The sequence below is a fragment of the Paenibacillus sp. GM2 genome, from assembly GCF_900069005.2.
Taxonomy (GTDB): domain Bacteria; phylum Bacillota; class Bacilli; order Paenibacillales; family Paenibacillaceae; genus Fontibacillus.
Genome location: NZ_LN831279.1, coordinates 3,279,306 through 3,299,869, shown reverse-complemented (window position 1 = coordinate 3,299,869; position 20,564 = coordinate 3,279,306). Strand labels below are relative to the sequence as shown.

Annotated in this window: 12 protein-coding genes and 1 riboswitch; of the genes, 11 read left to right on the top strand and 1 reads right to left on the bottom strand. The window is 49.6% G+C overall.

Annotation, left to right across the window (positions count from 1 at the left end; translation table 11 throughout):
• Positions 1–95 precede the first annotated feature (95 nt).
• Together BN1360_RS24525 and BN1360_RS24520 are read left to right on the top strand one after the other, a co-directional pair.
• Positions 96–1,853 (top strand): ABC transporter ATP-binding protein, encoded by a 1,758-nt coding sequence (locus BN1360_RS24525; protein WP_068782438.1) that lies wholly within the window; start codon positions 96–98, stop codon positions 1,851–1,853.
• A complete protein-coding gene (locus tag BN1360_RS24520) occupies positions 1,850–3,595 on the top strand; it encodes an ABC transporter ATP-binding protein (RefSeq protein WP_068782437.1) in 1,746 nt (581 codons plus the stop codon). Before BN1360_RS24525 ends, BN1360_RS24520 begins: the two co-directional genes overlap by 4 nt.
• A gap of 187 nt (positions 3,596–3,782) precedes the next feature.
• Here BN1360_RS24520 and BN1360_RS24515 read toward each other — a convergent pair whose 3' ends face one another.
• Positions 3,783–4,229, bottom strand: a complete 447-nt coding sequence (locus BN1360_RS24515; RefSeq protein WP_068782436.1) for a hypothetical protein — start codon at positions 4,227–4,229, stop codon at positions 3,783–3,785.
• A 440-nt stretch (positions 4,230–4,669) separates the two neighbouring features.
• Between BN1360_RS24515 and BN1360_RS24510 the strand changes: the two genes are divergently transcribed.
• The 9 genes from BN1360_RS24510 (at position 4,670) to BN1360_RS24470 (ending at position 20,296) form a co-directional block, all read left to right on the top strand.
• A complete protein-coding gene (locus BN1360_RS24510) occupies positions 4,670–5,479 on the top strand; it encodes a histidinol-phosphatase (RefSeq protein ID WP_068782435.1) in 810 nt (269 codons plus the stop codon).
• 201 nt (positions 5,480–5,680) lie between these two features.
• The gene (locus BN1360_RS24505) at positions 5,681–6,295 is read left to right on the top strand and encodes a TetR/AcrR family transcriptional regulator (RefSeq protein ID WP_068782434.1); all 615 of its coding nucleotides are present in this window, start codon (positions 5,681–5,683) and stop codon (positions 6,293–6,295) included.
• Position 6,296: 1 nt separating this feature from the next.
• A complete protein-coding gene (locus BN1360_RS24500; RefSeq protein WP_068782433.1) occupies positions 6,297–7,064 on the top strand; it encodes a prolipoprotein diacylglyceryl transferase in 768 nt (255 codons plus the stop codon).
• Positions 7,065–7,384: 320 nt separating this feature from the next.
• Positions 7,385–13,792, top strand: a complete 6,408-nt coding sequence (locus BN1360_RS24495; protein ID WP_068782432.1) for an S-layer homology domain-containing protein — start codon at positions 7,385–7,387, stop codon at positions 13,790–13,792.
• A gap of 551 nt (positions 13,793–14,343) precedes the next feature.
• The gene (locus BN1360_RS24490; RefSeq protein ID WP_157259362.1) at positions 14,344–14,505 is read left to right on the top strand and encodes a hypothetical protein; all 162 of its coding nucleotides are present in this window, start codon (positions 14,344–14,346) and stop codon (positions 14,503–14,505) included.
• Positions 14,506–15,210: 705 nt separating this feature from the next.
• On the top strand, positions 15,211–15,987 hold the full coding sequence (locus tag BN1360_RS24485) for an ABC transporter permease (RefSeq protein WP_068782431.1): 777 nt from the start codon (positions 15,211–15,213) through the stop codon (positions 15,985–15,987).
• Positions 15,988–16,394: 407 nt separating this feature from the next.
• Positions 16,395–17,132 (top strand): ABC transporter permease, encoded by a 738-nt coding sequence (locus BN1360_RS24480; RefSeq protein WP_082790209.1) that lies wholly within the window; start codon positions 16,395–16,397, stop codon positions 17,130–17,132.
• A gap of 14 nt (positions 17,133–17,146) precedes the next feature.
• A complete protein-coding gene (locus BN1360_RS24475; protein ID WP_068782430.1) occupies positions 17,147–18,115 on the top strand; it encodes an ABC transporter ATP-binding protein in 969 nt (322 codons plus the stop codon).
• A 910-nt stretch (positions 18,116–19,025) separates the two neighbouring features.
• Positions 19,026–19,192, top strand: a riboswitch (FMN riboswitch).
• Between the two features lie 141 nt (positions 19,193–19,333).
• Complete coding sequence (locus BN1360_RS24470; RefSeq protein WP_068782429.1) at positions 19,334–20,296, top strand: DMT family transporter; 963 nt, start codon at positions 19,334–19,336, stop codon at positions 20,294–20,296.
• Positions 20,297–20,564: the final 268 nt, after the last annotated feature.

Here is a 20,564-nt window from a genome sequence, read left to right as displayed (position 1 = left end):
GTATTGTATGAAATTTAATTAGTAATCGAAGTTGAGAATGGCCGGTTTGTCTAGATCCAAGCGGCCTTTATAACAGTCATGATGGGGATGGTACTTTGTTTAGACTCGCTGCATATTTAAAACCTTATAAGAAGGAAAGCATTTTAGGGCCCTTCTTTAAACTGGTGGAGGCTATTCTCGAGCTGCTTCTGCCGACGATTGTGGCTCTGATTGTGAACCATGGGATTGGCAGAAATGATATCGCTTATGTATGGAAGATGGGCGGCTTAATGGTTGTGATGTCGATCCTCGGCTTTGGCAGCTCGCTGATCTGTCAATATTATGCGGCCCGGGCATCACAGGGCTTCGGGACAACGCTGCGTAATACGCTGTTCCGGCATGTATCAACGCTGTCTTATGCTGAGATTGACCGCTTTGGGACACCATCACTGATCAACCGTATCACCAATGATGTCAATCAGCTGCAAATCGCGGTAGCGATGCTGATTCGGCTTGTGATTCGCGCTCCGTTCATCTGCATTGGGGCCATCATCATGTCGATGCTGCTTGATTTTAGACTGTCGCTTGTACTGCTTGCAGCAACACCTGTATTTGCAATTCTTCTCTATTTGATTATTACCAAGACCGCACCGATGTATCGGTTATACCAGAAGAAGCTGGACAGAATCGCCCTAGTATTGAGCGAGAATCTGACCGGGGTTCGCGTCATCCGTGCGTTTGCAAAAAGACAGGCCGAAAAGGCGAGATTCCGCGAGGCCTCCGACGATATTACGGCCACTGCGATCCGGGTAGGGCGTGTGTCTGCGCTGCTTAGTCCGGTAACAACGGTGGTTGTCAACGGGGCGATTATCGCTATTCTATGGATCGGCGGTATCCACATCAATGCGGGAACATTATCTTCCGGCGAGATTATCGCCTTTATTAACTATGTCACGCAAATTTTGCTTGCTTTGATCGTCGTATCAAACCTGATTATTTTATTCACCAAGGCAGCTTCCTCGGCGGCCCGGATCAATGAGGTGCTGGACAGCGTTCCTTCCATTGCTGACCCTGCGCCTGAAGAGCGCAAACAGGCTGCCGCAAAAATAGAAGTGGAGAAGGATAGCCCTGCCGTTGTGTTTGATCATGTTATCTTCGGTTATAGCGCAACGGGGGATCCGGCTCTCACAGATATATCGCTGGAGATAAGACGCGGCGAGACCGTGGGGATTATCGGGGGGACGGGTTCAGGCAAATCTACATTTGTGAACCTGATTCCGAGATTTTATGACGTTACCTCCGGGCGAATCCTAGTTAATGGGGTCGATGTAAAGGATTACAGCCTGCATGAGCTGCGCGGCAAGATCGGGATCGTTCCGCAGAAGGCGCTGCTCTTCACAGGAACGATTGCTGACAACATCCGCTGGGGCAACGAATTAGCTGTAGATGAAGAGGTTAAGCGAGCAGCGGTCATTGCACAGGCCGATGAATTTATCTCGAAAATGCCGGAAGGCTACAATACTCCGGTGTCCAGAGGCGGGCTTAATCTGTCAGGCGGGCAGAAGCAGCGCTTAACGATTGCCCGGGCAATTGTCGCCAATCCCGATATTCTCATCCTGGATGATTCTTCGAGTGCGCTCGATTTTGCCACAGATGCGGCGTTAAGAAGGTCGATCCGGGAGAACAGTCAGGGAATGACGGTATTCCTCGCCTCGCAGCGGGTTAGCACCGTACAGCAGGCGGATAAGATCATCGTCATCGAAGACGGGCGGATCGCCGGCATTGGCACCGATGCTGAACTGAAGCGAGATTGCAGTGTCTATCAGGAGATTTGCCGCTCACAGTTCTCTAATGAGGAGGCAGGACAACAATGAACATGAAGCAAACATGGGGAAGACTGCTGACTTATACGGGAAAATATAAGAGCTATGCCATCTGGGCCTTCATTAGTGCGATTATCAGCGTAGCGTCCAGCTTGATCGGCCCGTATATGATCGGGATTACAATCGACCATATGGTCGGCAAGGGGGCTGTTGAGTTCGCGGACATATTCAGACTGCTGACGCAGCTGGGTCTGGTGTACCTCATCGGAAGCCTATTTGGCTGGCTGCTGACCTATCTTACGAACCGGCTTGCTTATCAAACGGTAAATGATCTGCGCAGCGAGATGTTCGACAGGCTGAACGTTTTGCCGCTGAAATATCATGATAATCATCCGCAAGGGGATAGCATCAGCCGGTTCGTCAACGATATGGATGCCATATCGGATGGATTGCTGCAAGGCTTCTCCACACTATTAACCGGCGTTGTTACCATCATCGGGGCGATCGCGCTCATGCTGTATACGAATTCGCTTATGACCCTCGTCGTGCTGCTATCGGCACCAGCGACCTTCTTCGTTGCACGGTTCATTACGATGCGCTCCCAGCAGCTATTTCGTGATCAGGCCCGCATATTGGGCGGGCTGAACGGCTATGTCGAGGAGATGATCGGCGGGCAGAAGGTGGTCCAGGCCTTCCGTTATGAAGATCACTCTTTTGCGGAGTTTACAGCGCGAAATGATGAATTGTACCATACCGGTGTAAAATCGCAATTCGTCAGTTCTCTGTCGAACCCATCTACCCGTTTGGTAAACAATGTGACCTTCTCCATCATCGCCTTAATCGGGAGTATTATGGTCATCATGTCCAGGATATCGATCGGGGGACTGTCCAGCTTCCTGATCTATGCCAATCTGTTCGCTAAGCCGTTTAACGAGATTACCGGCGTCATTACGCAGCTGCAATCCGCTACCGCCTCGGCGCAGCGTATCTTCCAGGTGCTTGATGAAGCGGAGGAATCACCGGATGCTGCCGATGCTGTTCATATTCCGGCGAAGCAGGGGACGATTGCGTTCCGTCATGTGAAGTTCGCCTATCAGCCTGATCGGCCGCTGATTACCGATTTGAATCTCGTTGTTGAACCGGGTACGCGGGTTGCAATCGTGGGACAGACCGGTGCTGGCAAGACGACGCTGGTGAATTTGTTAATGCGTTTCTATGATGTTGATGCCGGCGAGATCGCAATAGACGGCTTGAATATTAACGATATGACCCGAGACAGCTTGCGCCACACTTTCGGGATGGTGCTGCAGGATACCTGGCTGTTCGGCGGGACGATTCGCGATAATATTGCTTACGGGAAGCCGAATGCCAGCCAGGAGGAGGTCATCGCTGCCGCTAAGGCGGCTAACGCCCACAGCTTTATCAAGCGGCTGCCGCAGGGCTATGATACGGTGATCAGCGGCTCCGGCGAAAGCCTGTCCCAGGGGCAGAAGCAGCTCCTGACGATCGCTCGGGTTATGCTGGTTGATCCGCCGATGCTGATTCTCGATGAAGCGACGAGCAGCATCGATACGCTGACGGAGATCCGGATCCAGGCGGCGTTTCTGAAGATGATGGAAGGCAGAACGAGCTTCGTGATCGCCCATCGTCTGTCGACGATCCGCGAGGCCGATATGATCCTCTACATGAAGGACGGGGATGTAGTCGAGAGCGGCAGTCATGAGCAGCTGCTGGAACGCGGCGGGTACTACGCCAATCTGTACAACAGCCAGTTCGCGGCTGTGAACGGGTAGCAGGATAATCGTAATCCCCCTTCCCGCTGGTGAACGCCTGATGTACCAGCCGGAAGGGGGATTTTTGTCTAAGGCCTCTATCCGATGGAGTAAGAGTACCTGATGTTCCACTGTCATCATGCCGCTAGAGCAGTGGAACAACGGCTTTGCTGTGTTCACACGCGATTTTAAAGAGCTTATGCGCCCTTTACCCTTCGATAAGTGCCAAATAGCGGTACTGCTTACCGTCCAGCTCAATGATAAGAACTTCTCCTCCTTGGCGGGGCGAAGGAGCGTAAATCTCAGTTTTGACAGGCAGCTTCGTAGACATGCCATTAATGAAGCTGTCTTGCTTATTGTATACAGCTGTAATTTCCCCGACCTTACTTTGATCCTCATACTTTAATTCCTGAACCCAGCTTGATGGATCGGCTTGGATATAGATCAAATCCCCGAACATGAAGATATCAGCTTCAGGATTGAGCTTGAGCACCTCCTCACCCGTGGGATTGTGAGTGGAGCTTACCTGCACTTGATCCTCACCGGCCCCGGCTCCAGACACGGAGCAAGCCGTTAATACGAACCCCGCAACCATAATCGTGAGCATGCAGACAGCCAGTGTCCGGTATCGTCGTCTCATAATGAATCCTCTCATAGTGTTTTCCTCCCTCCGCATCGGGCTGCTGGATATTCTTATTCCAGATGACGAATGAACCGGCCATGATGTTGCATACTTGTGGAACCGAAAAGCTTTTTGAAAAAGAGAAAGAGTTCGTAACGCTTGAAGCCTGTGTTTCATGATGTTCCCAATGGGGTGGACGATCAATTCGCGCAGTACCGCGGGGAATGAATACAATAATATAGATTCATACTCATTTTTAAGCAGCTGCTTCCGCAAGATAGGGAGCGGCTTTTTGCTTGAAAATTCATTTCAATGCGATAGAATGTTTTATATAATAGTAGTGCAATCGGTTGCACGAAAAAAGCGCGTCCGGCAACCTGCTGAATTATTCTGGAGTTCGGGCTTATATAGCTCGTGCGCCTATAGTTGCTTTGATTTTGAGTGGATAAACCAAGAAGAATGGAGGAGGAGCTATGTTTGATTTACATACGCATCACGAGCGCTGCGGACATGCTACGGGGACCATCGAGCAGTATATCGAAAGCGCTATCTCTAAAGGGATACAGGTGCTTGGTATTACCGATCATTCTCCGTATTTTTTTGCGGATAAGGATCATCCCTTTCCTGGCTTGGCTATGGCCAAGAGCGAATTTGCTCGCTATGTGGAAGAGGCTGTACGGTTAAAAGAGAAATACAGGGACCGGATCGAGCTGTTAATAGGAGTCGAATCGGATATTTTTAAGGAGCATATAGGATTATACAACCAGGTATACAGCGGCTTTCCATTGGATTATGTGATTGGCTCGATCCATTTCACCTCTCCGGCCCTTATTCTTCAGGGACTGGATTGGAGCCGGGCTTCTGAGGAAGAGCAAATGGCGGAATTCAGCAGATTCATAGAGCTGATGCAGCTTGCCGTACAGAGTGATGGGGTGAACATAATCGGGCATTTGGACCGGGTTCATCGAGGGAATCCATCGTTCGGAGAACTGTATGCCCCCTATATCCCTGCGTTGCTCAAGACGATGGCTGAGAGAGGAACCGTGCTGGAAGTGAATACGGGTGGATTCCGAAAAAGCGCGCAGGACTGGTATCCTTCAATTAATATCATCGAGCAGGCCTGCCATTATGGTGTAGATGTTACCTTTGGCTCAGATGCGCATGACCCGCTGCGGGTCGGAGATGAGTGGGAAGAGGTTCGCCAGACACTAGAGCATATTGGTTATAAACGATGGGTTATTTTCAGACAGCGCAGGCCTTATTACTTGGATATTCATTCCTAAGAATTACTTTCGGACACCATATCTTCGAAGCGTCGCCTGGCGTTATAAGAGGCGGCGTTTCTTCTTATAAAGCTGTTAGGCCAGCACGCCCGTTTTAGAATAGAACAACATTGCTATAGGAGTTACGGTTTTACACTTGACAGAGTTTTGCTCTGTAAGGCACAATATTAACAGAGTCAGACTCTGTTAGGGGAGTGTTCTATGGCCAGGGTTGTTAAGAAGCCGGAAGAGAGAAAAGAAGAATTGCTGGATATTGCAATCAAGCTGTTTATGGAGAAGGGCTATATCAATACTTCGGTCAAAGATATTTACACACAGGCTAACGGTTCGTTTGGCATGTTCTATCACCACTTTGCTTCGAAGGAAGAAATATTTGAAGCCGCCATGGTCAAGTATACCGACTTGTTCGTGTCCGGCATTTCCGAGATTTTGCAGGATAAGAGGATTCCCTATCCTGAGCGCTACAAGCGGGTTCTCATCCATTGGATGGGATTAATGAACGGCCGTGACAAGGTACGAGGGACCTGGCATGATGTTGAGGTGTTCCGTGTATTGTCCGGTAAAATGCTGAGCGGTGCGATCGATCCGGTGAGGCGTTATTTGGACGAGGGCATCGAGCAGAGATTGATAAAGACAGACGACAGCCATAGCTCTGCTATCTTTATAGTCTATGGAACTTTTGGATTGCTGAATGAAGAGAGAAGCCGCATCGGCAGTAATGACAATGCCCTGCATATTTTTGCCGAGGTCTCCCAAAGAATAGCGGCGATGCTGGATGCTGATGAAGGTATGTTTAACTTTGCAGAGGAGGAATAGTGTGCACAATGATTTATTTTCGATAGGCCCTTTTACGATTCATGGATACGGGGTGATGATCGCCATTGGTGTCCTCGCTGCTTACATGGTTATGATGAAGCGAGCCAGGCGGCTTAATATTGATAGCAGTCCTATGGATTCGCTAACTGTTTGGGTTCTGGTAGGTGGGGCCATCGGCGCCAAGGTTTTATTTTGGTTCACTCAGATCGGGAATATCTTGCAAAATCCTAGTCTCTTGCTGCTGACGATCACAGACGGCTTTGTGGTATACGGAGGGATTATAGGCGGCGTATTAGCCGGATATATCTATTGCCGGAAGAAGCAGATAGGGTTCCTGAAGTATTTTGACCTGATTATTCCTTCTGTAGCGCTAGCCCAAGGCTTCGGACGCATTGGCTGCTTTATGGCAGGCTGCTGTTATGGCAGGGAGACCGATAGTGCGTTTGGAGTGATGTTTCCAACCTCCTCGCTAGCCCCGGGTGGCGTACCGCTGATCCCCACACAGTTAATTTCAAGCGGCTTGGATTTCCTTCTGTTTGCGGCATTGATTGTCTATGCGAAGAGAAAAAAAGCCGAAGGCCAGGTAGCAGCGCTCTATTTAATCTTATATAGCGGAGGCCGGTTTATACTTGAATTTTTCAGAGGGGATATTATACGTGGAAGCGTCGGTATGCTATCGACCTCGCAATTTATAGCCATTTTCCTGTTCCTGATCGGATGCGGGATGTTCATAGCAAGGCAATATAAGGCCGCTATCTCACTGCGATAGGCAGTGATAACAGCGGCTTTGCTGTGTTTGTATTCTGATTACATCATTTTGGAAGCTTCTTCTCGCCGCTCTTAAAAATGGGTGATCTTCCTACGGATTTTCCACAAATCTCACTTTTGGCTGATCGAGAGTCTTCAGGCAGACCCCGGATTTCTAACCCATACCATAATGAATGCCAGCTGGATTTTTCTATTAAGCAAGGGTGCCAGGGCAGTTGCGTAAAAATACACCTTTTTCCAATACAAACACACATCAGATTGTAAGCGCTGTTATTTTATGATGAGGAGGAAGTCCCAATTTAAATAAAGGGGGTTGCTGCAATGAGACAATTCAAGCCGATCTTGGCTGCGCTGATGTCTTTGCTGCTGATAGTTTCGGCTTTTCCGACGTTTGCCGATCAGGCAAAGGCCGCGGCGGAAGGAAGCGGGGCTGCGGAGATACCCTCCGGCAAAGTCCTGATCAAGAACAAATGGAAGAGCAATTATTTATACGAAGCATCAGACGGTACGGTCAGATACGGTATGACGAATCCAGCCGACGAATCGGCACAGTGGGTCGTAGATACGGATCAAGGACAGTCGCGGATTAAGAATGTCAAGACAGGTCATTACATCACCGTGGCCAGGACGACACAGCGCTATCAAGCGCTGACGACGAACGAGACAGCAAACTCGCACGCGGAGACATGGATTATCGACAGGTCGAACCGGGCGGGGTATATGGTTATCCGCAGTGCAACGGTACCGGAGGGCAATCTCGTGATCCATGAGGAGGATCAGCTGGGCTTTGCAGAGGCGAGCTCGGATATCAATATTACATTTGAGAGTCCACAGTGGGCTTTCATTGCGGTGGAGGGCAGTCCGGTCCGGATTGAGAGCTATATGCATCCCGGTAGTGTCATCTATGAGGAAGACGGGCTAGTTAAGCATGGCGCAAGGCCGGCTGACGATCTGATGTCGCATTGGTATATTGAGAGCAGCAGCGGGAACCAGATCACGATTCGCAATCGGGCCACCGGGCATTTCATGACTCAGAATGAGACAACCTGGGCAGGGATATTTGCCATAGATGAGGATCCGGCGCAGCCTGAGCTCAGCCGGTGGAAGCAGGAAGATGCGGTTAATCAGCCCGGTTATATTGTGTTTGAGAATGCAGGGCTGCCGGGGAATTGGATGAACCCACAATTTCCGGACGATAACAACGTGCGCTCGAACGATTGGGCCGGAGGGCCTGATGGGTTTAATGCTTTGTGGAAAGTTGTTCCGGCATCGGACCTGCCTGCTGTTCGAATCGCGGCATATACCGATGCCCCGGCCCCGGCAGATTTCCTGTATGAAGACGGAGGAGAAGTACGCTATGGTGCGATAGATCCGGCTTCAGGCTCGGACTCGCGTTATTTATGGATCATAGAGGATTACGATCTGAGCAAGCGAATCCGCAATGCGGCCAGCAATCATTATTTAAATATCGCCGGGGACCAGCTGTCGAGTGGAGAGGCCAGTGTGACTAACGCAACCTATGAGTGGTCGTTCACAGCCTCTGACAGCTATGACGATTACAATACGATTCGAAATGTCGGACGGCCTGAGCTGTATATTTCCACCGGATCAGGCGGCAGCGCGACGGTGACAACAGACGCGGACGGTCTTGGCTCGCAATGGGAGCGTGTGGACCCAGCGCTGGTTCTGGACGGATCGGATCAATATATTCGCATTCAGAATGTCTGGCAGCCATTTTACATATATGAGAATGCGGATGGCACGATAAAATACGGCAATATGCGCACGGACGATCAGCGCGATCAATGGCTCGTGGTCAAGCATGATGGCCGCAAGCTGCTGAAGAACCGGGAGACCGGCCATTACATGAATATTGCCGACATGCCTGACGGGCATATCCAGGCGACGCCGCTAAGCGATTTATCCAACATCGATGAGACCTATATCTGGAGCGGCAAAAATATCGGCGGAGGCACGTATCTACTCAGCAATGTTACGGATAAAGTGCCTGGCGAGCCTTTTACGAAGTTCATATCTATCCAGAATCTGAGTAAATATGCCGAGTACAGCGTCATTAATCCGAACTGGGGCAGCCCGCAGTGGAAGTTCCTCCCTGTAGGTGAGAAGCACCAACAGCTGTATCGCTTTCGCATTCCGGGAACCGAGGGCCAATATTTGCAGGATGAGCGGACAGCGGATTCGGTGACCGAGGTGACTTACGGCCCAGCGGATGATGAATATTCTATCTGGTTCCTGGATGAGAAGAATGGCGCGGATGGCCCGGTAATGATGAAGAATATGGGCAGCGGACGTTATCTGTCTATTCAGAATTTAGCGGATGCACAAGTGGAGAGTGAGGATGAGCCGGCGCTGACCGTAGAGGCCAGGTCTGAAGTTTACGATACCTGGGGCAGCATCAAATGGAAAATAGAGCAGCGGGATCAGGATGAAGTAAATATCAGAAGCGCTTGGACAGGACACTATCTATACGCCACGCTGAATGAGCAAGGTAAACCTGTCTTTAAAGTAAGCAGAGCGGAAGGAGCGGCGGATCGCGCGGAATCCATATTTATGGCCGAGCCTGCGCAAATCGCCGAGAAACCTCTGCCAGATGGACCTGTACGGATCAAGAGTGCATTGAATCATGCCTATTTATACGAAAATCGCTCCGGGGTTGTATTATATGGTGATCCGGCCGCAGATAATGGTTATTCGCATTGGGTGATTGAGCCATCGGCGGATGGACGGCAGCGCGTTCAGAACCGGGCTACAGGACATTATCTAATGCTGAATGAGGATTATAATTTCGTCGAGAGCAAGGAACTGTCTGGCGGGGACAGCACCGCTTCAATGTGGGCGATAAATCGTGTCGCAGGCGGGGATCAGGTTCTGATTCGCAGCCAATATGGCGATTACAATGATGAATTCATTCATGTTCAGAACAATACGGGGTATGCGGAACGAGGCCTGTACCCGGACTCCTCGGCATCGGTGCAGTGGGAGCTGGAGTCAGCGCCGTCGCAGTTCAGTACGCCTAATATGGACGAAGAACGCAACCTGAATACTGCCACACCTGTACAGGATGATACGAATGTCATAGCGATAGCGCCGCAAGGGGCTGGCGGCAAGATGCTTGCAGAACAGAGCGGAACGATTCAGCTGGTTAGCGGAGATGAAGCGCATGCAGCTTCGAGATGGATTTTGCAGGATTTTAACGGACGGCATCTGATCAAGAACACGGCTACGGGTCACTATTTGTCACTGGATAAAAGCTTGAAGCTATCCGTATCGACGTCTATGAAGCCGTTGGGCGCGCAGTGGATATTAAATGAACCATTGGGCTATCGCACTTTGTCCAATACCGTGGATGCGAGCGGTCTGCTGCAATACAACATGGACGGTATCTTCTATGGAACAGCAGCAGCAACTTCGGAATCGGCTCTTTGGAGTTTTACTCCTGTAGCTGCGGATATCGCCTATGCGGCGGGGGATGCCTTTAGGACAGACAAGGTGATCCGCTTTGCGGTTCATGCGCAGGAGCAAGGGGAATACAAGGGTCTAATTCGCTATAAAAATGACTCCGGCACCGAGCAGTTATTGAGTGTAAAAGTGAACGGACTGGAGGAGCAGTCAGCAGCATTTAAACCTTCGGTCGGCTTAAGCACTGTGGAAGTAAAGCTGAATTTGCGCGCCGGTATGAATACGGTATCGCTGAGCGGTGCAAATGGGGACCTATCGGCCGTGCAAATTGACAGTTTAACCGTCAAAAATAGCGTGAATAAAGCGTATCGCGGAGCAACGGTGCCTTATGTAAACTATGAAGCGGAGGATATGAAGACGAACGGTGTTCTGCTTGGGCCTTCGCGGAAGTACCGCAATATAGCTTCGGAAGCATCGGGACGTCAGGCAATCCAGTTGAAGCAGACAGGAGATTATGTGGAATTTGCCTTAGCTGAAGCGGCCAATTCGCTTGTTGTTCGCTATTCGATTCCGGATAGTACAGATGGAGCGGGCGATGAGCAGACCTTGTCGCTGTATGTAAACGAGCAATTCAAGCAGTCGCTTAAGCTGACCTCAAAATATGCCTGGGAGTACGGAAGCTATCCTTGGTCGAACGACCCTCGTCAAGGCAGTGGGCATCGCTTCTTCGATGAGATCCATGCGCTGATCGGCGATGTGCCGCAAGGAACAGTGATCCGACTGCAAAAGGATGCGGGGGATCAAGCCGACTTCTATGCCATTGATCTGGTTGACATGGAGCAGGTGGCACCCGCTTATGAGATGCCGGAAGGCTTCGTATCGGTCATTGATTTTGGGGCGGTTCCGAACGATGGGCAGGACGATACGATGGCCTTGAAAGAGGCTTTGTCCGCAGCCAGAGACCGGGGAACCGGCGTATGGTTCCCGGCAGGCAGCTTTGACTTCGGCGATCAACTGCTGGATTTGGATGCAGCGGTAATTCGCGGTGCGGGGATGTGGTACACGACATTGAACGGAGCCAAGTTCTATGGACATGGAGGAACGGTAGAAGTCTATGACCTGCTGATCGACGGCGGCATGAATGAGCGGGATGATGAAGCGTTCACCAATGCTTTTCATGGAGCATTTGGCCCGGGTTCGATCCTTCAGCAGGTGTGGATTGAGCATACCAAGGCCGGCCTGTGGCTCACGCAGCCAATCGGGGAGAAGGCACGGACCAACGAGCTGTACATGATGGGGCTCAGAATTCGCAATCTGATGGCCGACGGCATCAACTTCGCTGTAGGAACGACAAACAGTATGATGGAGCAGAGCGATATCCGCTATCCGGGCGATGACGGCATTGCGATGTGGTCATTTACTGACAGCAAGCTGACGGATATGAACGGCTCGGAGAGAACCCCTAGTGTGAACAATACGGCCCGCTTCAATACGGTGGCCTTGCCTTGGCTTGCGGACAACATCGTTGTATTTGGCGGCAGGGACAATAAGATCCAGGATAATATCGTCAAGGATACGGTAGCGAATGGTGCGGGGATTGCGGTATCCACTCGCTTTAACGCCGAGCCTTTTGCCGGAACGACGGTCGTGGAGCGGAATACGCTAATCCGGACCGGCAGCTATGATACCGGATATGGCGTGAGTCTGGGAGCGCTCTGGTTATTTGCCGGGGAGAGCGATATGAAGGGCAAGATTGTAGTTCAGGATAATGTAGTAAAAGACAGCACGTATGCCGGACTGATTGCCCATGGCGATTTTACGGTAGAGGATGTCCTGCTGAGAAATATCGTCATCGATGGAACGGGAACCAACGGGGTTGATGTTACGTCAGGGCTTAAAGGTTCTGCAACCGTCGACAATATGATTATTCGTGGAGATCGGATGAAGATGGTGTCCAATCCATCGTCTGCCTTCAGCTTTAAGGAGATTAACGAGGGCTTTGCTTCCGGAAAGAAGCCTTCGGTCGATCCGGAAGAACCCGGGAATCCAGGTCCCGGGGGAGGAGAGCATCCAGGCACAGGCAGCACTGGCGGGTTAAGTGGAGGAACTGGTACTGGCCAGTCTGCGGGTTCCTTGTCTGACTCTATCTTGCAGGAAGCTTTGCGCCAAGGTAAAACGGCGATTGAGCTGAAGACCGATGCTGAAGGCAGGGTGAATCTGACAGCGGCCGTATTAGCGGCAGCTGCGGCTGAACATCCGGAGGCGGTAATCGAGGCCAGGGGAGAAGGAGGATCGGTATACCGCTTCCCGCTTAGTCTGACCGATCAAGTAATCGAGCAGGCAGGTGTTGTGGATCAGAAGCAAGCGGTTGTGTCGATTCAAATTTCCTCTCAGAAGCAGGCAGGATTCAATGATAAGGCAAAACAGCAAGGCATGGAGCTGGTGGGAAATGCTATGGAATTCAGGGTTCAAGTCTCTGAAGGAGCCAAGACAGTCCAGATCGAGCGTTATGACGGAGCTAACTATGTTTTGCGCCAATGGATTGTAGACCGCGAGCTTGATCCATCAACTACGGTCGTTCTGCTGTATGATCCGGCAACCGGCAAGCTAAGCTATGTGCCGGCGTGGCTGGAGAATAACGCCGATGGAACGACTACTGTCATGGTGAAGAGTGCAGCGAACGGAATCTTTGTTGCTGCTCAGCATCCGGCAACTTTTGCGGATATCGAAGGCCACTGGGCTCAGATGGCCATTGAGAAGCTGGCAGCAAGACAGATCCTGAACGGGGTCGGTGGGGATCTGTTTGCACCGCGGCAGCCTGTCAGCCGGGCTGAATTTGCCGCGATGCTCGTTAGAGCGCTTGATCTTCAGGGTAGCAGCAGTGGAGATGCTTCGTATAACGATGTGAAGTCCGATGCATGGTATGGAGATGCCATTGCTGCGGCTGTTCATTACGGATTGGTGCAAGGCTATGCCGATCACAGCTTCCGTCCGAATGCGCAAATTACCCGCGAGGAAATGTCCGTAATGGGCGCGCGGGCGCTGCGGTTACTGCAGAACGGGGTGAAGCAGGGAACGGGCACGGAAGCGTTCCTGGCTGCCGGGGAGGGCACGGATCTGGTGTCGGGTTATGCCGACGGTCCACAGCTTCATCCATGGTCCCAGGCAGAAGCGGAGCTAATGCTCCAGGCAGGTATTATGCAGGGGCAAAGCCAAGATAAATTTGCTCCCGCCAGCCGCACGACAAGAGCGGAAGCGGCGGCCATCCTGTCCCGACTGCTTGCAGCAGTAAAGCTGCTCAATCCTTAGGAAATGGAATGGGTGAACGTGCAGAGTTGAGGGATGGAGGTTAACAAAAGAGGGCGCTTATTAGCGCCCTCTTTCTTTTTTGAACATAGGGATGCGAGTTAAACTTCTAAATGTTCCGGAAAAATAAAGTTGTAGACTGTAAAATAAAGTATTAGACCGAAATATAAAGTGTTAGACTAACGCCAGTACTCAACTAACTGGCAGTAGAGTTTAATGTACAATCGAAGTAACACGCTAAGGGTGTCACCGGTTTTATAGGGGGGGTCAACATTTTAACGAAAATATACGCTAATCCAATATTCAATACAACAAGCAGATAATCCCTGCTTTAGGGGACCGTCGGCTTATAGACGTTTTTTCACGGTTCAAATTTTTGGTGGATTTTTCATTTCGGCGGCCTTCACCGGAGTACGCCGTAAAAACGTCCGATTGAAAAGAAATTATCTCAAAATCTTGCGGTTTCATTCGAAAATGCGCCACCCGAATTCTGCGAGTGTATAATCTGAATCAGCAAATGAATTTCATAGGATGAAGGGAGATGCATTTTCCGCATGACGAAGCATAACTCAATTCTTAATCTTGATACGGCTGAACGCATGGACATTGGAACCTATCTGCTAGAACAAATCAATGACTATATGACGAACACACGCGGAGTTCGTGTCTCAGTTGGCGGGATCCCGATAAAGCCGGTTACACCCTTAGCGTGGTGAAAATCGGCTATTTTTATGGACAGGGTTCCTTAACGTTGTAAATTCGAATTTTGCTGGTGGTACCTCTACAAGAATCCGAGGAAATTCGAAATCATGAAGCTAACGGGTATGATAGCTTAATAAACCAGGCTGTTCTAACACTTTATTTCCGTGTTATGACTGGCTTTTTTGTATGGAAGGATTGAATAGTCTAATACTTTGCTTTCTTTGAACACTAACTAAACGGGGAAAGAGGGGGATGTGTTCGATGAAGCCTTCAATTGATTCTTGGCTACACCTGGTAAGTTAGAAGCAGCGAAAACCTGCAAATCTGCAGTTTTGGGTATGAAAAACTGCCTGCATATATAGAAAGCCGGTAGATTTGTTGGCTTTTAGCGTTGTCCGCTCGAAATGAATGGGAGATCCAGCGAAAAAAGAGGATGATCGTAAAAATCTTCGATTTTGGATGCTATCGGATTTGAAAAATTGTGTTTTTACGGCAATTGCTTGGCCTGCGCTGTAGGCTCTCAAGTGTATGGTATGTATGGTTATCTGATGCTTAATTAAATCATCCAAGCTTTTAAGTCACTCATTATCTCAAAGACCTATAAAATAACAGTTGCCACCTCTGGAACAATAAGGTATGATATTTTTCCCTACTGCTGAAAATGCCCTTGTCTGAAGTGGACGGAACAAGCCGTCAAAAATGCTTATCGGAGGTGCTTCATGCTTTATTTTACGTTGGCTGCCAAGGCCTATTCACGCAATTTGCAGTACCGCGGTGCACATATGGTGCACAATCTTGCCAGTGCGATGTTCGGATTTATCTACGCCAGTATCTGGATCGGGCTCGGCAAGGATCATCCCCTCGGCACTTATGGAACCCATGGCATGATCAGTTACATCTGCTTCACGCAGAGCCTGCTGTGGATTACCAGCTTCGTTTCGAACGGACTTGGTATTCCGCAAGCCGTGCGGACCGGTCAAATCTCGCTGGATCTGATGCGACCCATTCATTTGTTCAGCCATATGGCGGCGCGCGAATGGGGGCAAATCGCCTACCAGTTCATTTACAAATCAATCCCTATCTACATGCTGTATCTCATTATTTTCCCGCTACACATTCCCAGGAGCAGCCTCACCATTATGCTTGTTGCAATCAGTATAGTTGGCGCAGCCTACATATCGATTTGCATGAATTATCTGATCGGGGTCACTGCCCTGTGGACGACGGAATCTACCTGGTTCTATTGGGCGAATCATGCGCTTGTGAATTTATTGGCGGGGTTTTTCATTCCCCTGGAATGGCTGCCCTCCTGGTTATCTCAATTAGCCTGGTTATCGCCATACCCGTATCTTCTCTATGTTCCTACGCGTATTTATCTCGGTTATGAACACGGCTCTCATTTATGGGGGACGTTGCTTTGGTGCGCCTTCTTGACGTTGATCTGCCTGCTGGCAACTAAGGTGCTGCGGCATAAAGTGGAGGTGCAGGGCGGATGAGTGACAAGCTGAATACAAGCAGCCAGCCAACTTCGGGTGAACAATCGACAGCAGCCGATAAGCCCAATTTGCACAAAGGGCTGGATCAAAGCAACATTTCTGACCCGGGGCCGAAGCGGAAGCTAAGCGGCGAGTCAATGGAAAAGTCGAAAGAAAAGCGGAAGCTAAGTAGCGAGCCAATGGAAAAGCCGAAGGAGAAGCGAAGGCTAAGCGGCGAGTCAAAGGTAAAGACAGAAACAGAGAGTAAGACAGAGCCAAGGTCAAAGGTAAGCTCTAAGCCAAAGCTAGGGTCAAAGTTAAACCCAATCCCTAAGCTAAGCAGCAGAGAAGAGACAAAGCTAAGCACCAAGCTAAAGTCATGGCGGGAGCTATATGTGCTTCTGATCAAGACCAGTGTCCGCAGCCGAATGCAATACCGCTTTAATTTTATTCTCGGTTCTGTACTCGCGGCGTTGATTCAAATTTCGGAGTTTCTGATGGTCGCCATCGTATTATATAAATTCGGAGCTATTCAGGGCTGGTCCTTATATGAAATCGGTTATTTATTCTCAGTAATCACACTATCCAAGACGTTGTACCGAACGTTCGCCGATGAGGTTCACCATTTGGAAAAATATTTGGTAGACGGTGAACTGGATCAAATTCTGACCAGGCCCGTCCCCGTGCTTCTTGCCATCATGCCGCGGAATTTCCGCATTATGCTTGGAGAGTTGTTGCAGGGCGGCTTCATCCTATGCTGGTCAATGAACGGATTATGGCGCAGCGGGCAGATCGATTGGGCCTCCATCGTATTTACTTTATTCATTATTGTGACTGGAGCGGTCATTCTTTTCTCAATCGGGTTGGCTACAGCAACAATAGGTTTCTGGACGACGCGGATTGAAGAATTACAAACCTTCACTGAGGATGCAGCCAGAACAGCCGGGCAATATCCGCTAACCTTATATCCCAAATGGATGTCATCCATGCTGCTGATCGTTATCCCCGTCGGCTTTGTCAATTATGTTCCTGCACTATACATTATTCGGGGTGAGCTTGGAGCCTGGGTACTGGTCGTCGTGGCTGCGGTGGCAACGATTTGTCTTGGGGCAAGTATGCGGTTCTGGCGATTCGGAATTACGAAATATCAGAGCACAGGAAGCTAAGGGAGGCTACAGAAATGATCGAAGCCAAAAATTTATATAAAGAATTCAAGACTCCGATCGTCAGGGAGGGACGATTCTCCGGCATTCGGACCCTATTCGCACGGGAATATACTAGAAAAGAAGCGGTCCGTGGCATCAGCTTCCAGATCGAGCAGGGCGAATTCGTCGGATATATTGGACCGAACGGAGCCGGCAAATCGACGACGATCAAGATGCTTACGGGGATTCTGCATCCCAGCTCAGGTGAAGTAGTTGTTGGAGGTTATAATCCTCACCAGGAGCGTCGGAAGGCGGTGCGGAACCTTGGTGTTGTGTTTGGCCAGCGAAGTCAATTGTGGTGGGATCTTCCGGTCAAGGCTTCCTATGATATTTTGGCCAAAATGTACAATGTGACCGATAGCGATAAGCGAAGGCGCTTGGACCAATTGGCGGAGCTTCTGGATTTGTATGAGTTCTGGGCTACACCGGTTCGAAAGCTGTCGCTCGGACAAAGAATGCGGGCCGATCTGGCTGCATCTATGCTGCATGACCCCGATGTTCTGTTCCTGGATGAACCCACGATTGGACTCGATGTAAATGCGAAGCGGAATATACGAAAATTCCTCAAGCAGCTCAATCAGGACTTTGGAAAGACGATATTGCTTACTACGCATGATATGGATGATATTGAGCAGCTCTGTGGTCGCGTGATGGTGATCAATCACGGTGAACTCACTTTCGATGGCACCGCGCGCTCGCTTCGTGAAACCATCGGCCTGCCGACCGAGATCCGCGTCACATTCCGCGGTCAATTTCAGCTGCCGGATACCCTTAATCCCGCAATTCAAGTAACGGGCAGGGAGGATGATGTCGTAACGATCGAGGCCAATCGCCAGGAATGGAGCACGGTCGATATTTTGCGTGAGCTGGAGACCTGGGGGGACATCGACGATTTCGAGATGAAGGAACCGGATTTCGAGGAGATCATCCACAAGGTTTATTAAAGGCTGCTCAAACTGTTTGCTTTGGCTCATGTAGCAATAAGGAAGCTGCTCGAAATCGAATCTTGAATTCAGCGGAAGCTCGGAAGATGGGTTATGAAGCATGTTTTCTCTGGAAAAATTGTGAGGGGCTTAGGACTTGCAGAAGCGGATGCCTAAAATCTGTTCCCTATGGGAATTCGTGAGCGCCCACTGCAGGCAACTGATTACGGAGTTATGTTTCTTTTGGAAGACTCAGGTGCTTAGGACATACTAAAGCAGATGCTACGATGAATGACGCCGCTGGAAACCTCTAAGGTACTTACGTATCCACTACAGACAGATGTTTACGAAAACAGGTTTCCTTCGGGAACTTCTGAGTGCTCACGTTCCACTACAAGTAACTGCTTAGGAAGTCATGTTTCCTTCGGGAACTTCTGAGTGCTCACGTTCCACTACAAGTAACTGCTTAGGAAGTCATGTTTCCTTCGGGAACTTCTGAGTGCTCACGTTCCACTACAAGTAACTGCTTAGGAAGTCATGTTTCCTTTGGAAACTTCTGAGTGCTCACGACCCTACTACAAGCATTTGCAACGAACTGCGGAAACGTGTAGCTCAATTCCTTTTGCCCCGAGCTTCAACCAACGGAAACGTTTTGTAAAACGCACATCGTAAGCAGAAGCTTAGGTACTGTGAGTCAGGCCTCTTTGCACACGTACTACTTAGGTAGATGGGACGTTTTGGGGTTGCATGAGCCTGCTATGCTGCATACAAATATTAAATAGCATGAAACAATGAAATTATTCTCATTGAAAATACATGAAACAAGTCATATACTAAATATAATGTGATATTCATTACAGTTATATCCGCGGCAAAGATTGTAATATGAATTCAGCGGATATTGTAAAATCAAATAATTAAAAATTTGAATATGGATCTTCGGGGTAAGGTGAAATTCCTGACCGGCGGTGAATGGTTCAATCAGCACTTAGCGATTGAATCACAGCCCGCGACTCGCTGTCCGTCCTTTGGGACGATAGCGACTGATCTGGTGCAAATCCAGAGCCGACGGTAAAGTCCGGATGGGAGAAGATCAATCTTAAGTTTGTGCGACAAGGTGGTAAGCCTGTCTTTGCGCATGCTTATTTGATCAGCCCCCGTAGATGTCGACTGTTGTCGATTCAACGGGGGCTTTCTGCTGGCAAGACTCCGTATTCAAGGAGAGGGAGAGACAGCAAGATGGAAAACGTAAGTACAGGCTATAAGGTGCAGGAGCCCACTTCGGTGCGTCCTGCGAAGGCAAAAAGCGGTTTTTGGCTAGTGGTATTGGGAGCGGCATTATGGGGTGTCGATCCATTATTTCGGATCATTTTGCTCCGTGCACTGACATCAGCGCAAATCGTTCTGCTGGAGCATGTGATTATCGCATTGATCGCTATTCCAGTATTATGGAAGAATCGCGGGGAATTAAAGGGCATGAGCATGAAGCATCTCGGTGCATTGCTTTTCATTTCCTGGGGCGGCTCAGCCATAGCAACTATCCTGTTCACGATGGGGCTTGCTAACGGCAACGCCAACGCAGTATTGCTGCTGCAGAAGCTGCAGCCGTTGTTCGCTATCATTTTAGCGAGCTTGTTGCTCAAAGAGAAGCTGCCGCGTCACTTCTCGATTCTGTTCCTGATTGCGCTGGCTGGAACCTATTTTCTAACCTTTGGATTTGCGATTCCATTCGGCCACTGGAATGAATTTGTGCAAGTTGGAAGTCTGTTATCTTTGGGGGCTGCGGCTCTATGGGGCGGTTCCACTGTGATGGGCAGGTTGATGGTCGGACAGATGAAATACGAGACAGTAACCTCGCTTCGATTTGTTCTCGCTCTTCCGCTGCTGCTTGCGGTAACCTGGAATGAAGGTGCGGCATGGAATCTTCCATCGGGCTCCTATGAGTTATCTTTGGTAGGACTTAACCTGCTTGGTCAGGCGTTGCTGCCAGGGCTGCTCAGCATCCTAGTCTACTACAAGGGCTTGACCACCACGAAGGCGTCTGTGGCTACACTGGCAGAGCTTAGCTTCCCAATGGTCGGCGTCTTGATCAACTGGATCGCTTTCCAGCAAATCGTGACCATCCCTCAAGCGCTAGGTTTCCTGCTGATCTGGTTCGTATTGTTTGCGATTTCCAGACAAAACAGTGCTTCAGCGGCTTAAGTTTTTCATAGGAGATAACCCGGGACAGATCGTCCCGGGTATTTATTTACTATCTCTAACGAAACTACAGATCGTTATTACCTCATTAAAAGCCGCGAATAAAATCTAACGAAACTACAGATCGTTATTTAGGTGAAATTCACACTTTAAGCCCCTATTTTGCTCCAATAACGATACCTAGTTTCGTTAGATTTTTTTAGTGCCCAATTTGGCCCGAATAGCGATACCCAGTTTCGTTAGAACTTCCAGGTGCTCGATTTGTTGTAAG